The sequence below is a fragment of the Streptomyces himastatinicus ATCC 53653 genome (assembly GCF_000158915.1).
GTDB lineage: Bacteria > Actinomycetota > Actinomycetes > Streptomycetales > Streptomycetaceae > Streptomyces > Streptomyces himastatinicus.
In genome coordinates, this window is the sequence record NZ_GG657754.1 from 2,823,414 (window position 1) to 2,825,471 (window position 2,058).

A 2,058-nucleotide genomic window follows, 5' to 3' on the forward strand; every position below is an offset into this window, starting at 1 on the left:
GAGCAGCAGGCACCGGGGGGCGCGGTCGACGGCGAGCCGCATCCGGTCGGCGAGGGTTTCGGCGGGGCCGGGCGCGATGCCGAGGGCCGCGGCGACGGCGGCGGGTACGTCGGCGGGTGAGCAGGGCACCAGGTCCACCCGCCAGACGGTGGCACCGGCCTCCTGTTCGCGGGCGGCGGCGGCCAGGGACAGCCGGGTCTTGCCGATGCCCGCGGTGCCGGTCACGGTGACCAGCCGGGCCTCGGCCAGCTGGGCGGCGATCGCGGCGAGTTCGGGGCCGCGCCCGACGAAGTCGGCGCCGGGCGGGAGGCGGAGGCCAGGGCGGACGGCGGGGCCGGATGCGGTCCCGCCCCGCGGCCTGACGGTGCCGGTGCCGTCCCCGATGCCGGTGCCGGTTGCGTCCGCGGCCCCCGCGCCGGGCGCGGGCGCGGCCCCGCTCGCCGTGCCGACCCCGGGCGCGGTGCCGGGCGCGGCTCCGGCCCCCGCCGCGGGCGTGGAGGCGCCGCGCAGCACGGCCTGCTGGGCGGCGCGCATCTCGGCGCCCGGCTCGATGCCGAGCCGCTCGCGCAGATCGGCGCGCGCCGCCCGGTACACGCCGAGCGCCTCGGCCTGCCGGCCGCACGCCTGGAGGGTGCGGATGAGCAGGGCGTGCAGCCGCTCCCGGTCCGGGTCGGCCCGGGCGGCGGTCCGCAGCGCCTCGACCAGATCGGCCGGATCCGCTCCACCTGCCGCTGCCCCGGTCACCCCGCCCGCCGCGGCGTACGCGGCGAGTTCGGCGTCGGCGCGCTCCTCGAGGACGGTCAGCCGCAGCGCCTCCAGCCGGTCCCGCTCGGCCTGGACGAAGGGCAGTGCGGGCAGTCCGGCGAGCGGGGTCCCGGACCACCGGTCGAGCGCGGCGCGCAGCAGCGCCGCCCGGCCGCCGGGGTCCTCGGTGGCGCGGGCGCGGGCCAACTCCCCGTCCAGCAGCCGCACATCGACGGTGTGGCCGGTCAGGTCCAGCCGGTAGCCCGCGGGACCCGTGACCACCAGGCCCGGGGCGTGCGGCTGGAGGGCACGGCGGAGCTTGGCCACCGCCGTGTGGAGGGCCGCCATCGGGTCCTTGGCTCGTGCCCCCGTCCACAGTTCGTCCAGGATCCGGCCGGTGCTGACCGCCGAGGGGGCGTGCAGCAGCAACAGGGCCAGCAGGGCGCGCGGCCGCGCTCCGGCGACGACGAGCGCCATGCCGGAGCCGTTACGAACCATGAGGTCGCCGAGTAATTCGAACTCCATGGGTGATATCGGACCACGGGACGGGTACGGCTGTCCCGCGAACCGGCCCGGACCAGCCGACACGGACGGCCCAAACGGACAGACGGCGGACAGAATTCGGACAGACCCCAGGAGGATCCTGCCAAGGTCGACACGAATCTCGAAATGAGGAGCGCCGTGCTGCGGCTCGCCTTCAGTACGCTTCGCGCCCGGCGTTCCCTGTTCGCGGGGTCACTCGCGGCGGTGACGCTGGCCCTGATGCTGCTCACCTCCGCCGGGATCCTGCTGGAGTCCGCGCTGCGCGGCCACGGCGAGCCGAACCGCTTCCACGGCGCGTCCCTGGTGGTCGCGGGCAACGCCGACGTGGGCCTGGACGGGAAGGAGCACCGCCCCGGGTTCGGCGACGTGGAGGCGCCCTTGGTGCCGCGCCCACCCGTCCCGGCCCGGCTGGTGGAGACGGTGCGCGGCGTGGAGGGCGTCCGCTCGGCCGTCCCTGACCTGGCCTTCTACGCGCAGGCGGTGGGCTCGGACGGCAATCCTGTCACCCCCGAGCAGGGCACCCGGTCCTTCGGCCACTCCTGGGCGAGCGCGCGCGTCACCCCGTACGCACTGCGCGCGGGCCGGGCCCCGGCGAGGGACGACGAGGTGGTGGCGGACGCGGCCACGGCGCGCCGCGGGGGCTTGCGGGTCGGCGGCCCCGTCACCGTGCTGACCGGCGCCGAGGGCCGTGCTACATACCGTCTGAAAGGCATCGCCGACGGTCCGGCGCGACGGGCTGACAAAGGATCTTTTTGTGCTGTTCTTCGCGCC

The 2,058-nt window shown here is 76.9% G+C and carries 1 protein-coding gene and 1 pseudogene; one reads left to right on the forward strand and one right to left on the reverse strand.

The window, feature by feature from the left end:
* On the reverse strand, window positions 1–1,269 hold a 1,269-nt coding region (locus SSOG_RS53450), incomplete at its 3' end, for an AfsR/SARP family transcriptional regulator (RefSeq protein ID WP_039937236.1).
* Between the two features lie 144 nt (window positions 1,270–1,413).
* Between SSOG_RS53450 and SSOG_RS53455 the strand changes: the two are divergent.
* Window positions 1,414–2,058, forward strand: a pseudogene (locus tag SSOG_RS53455) (hypothetical protein); the annotation flags it as partial.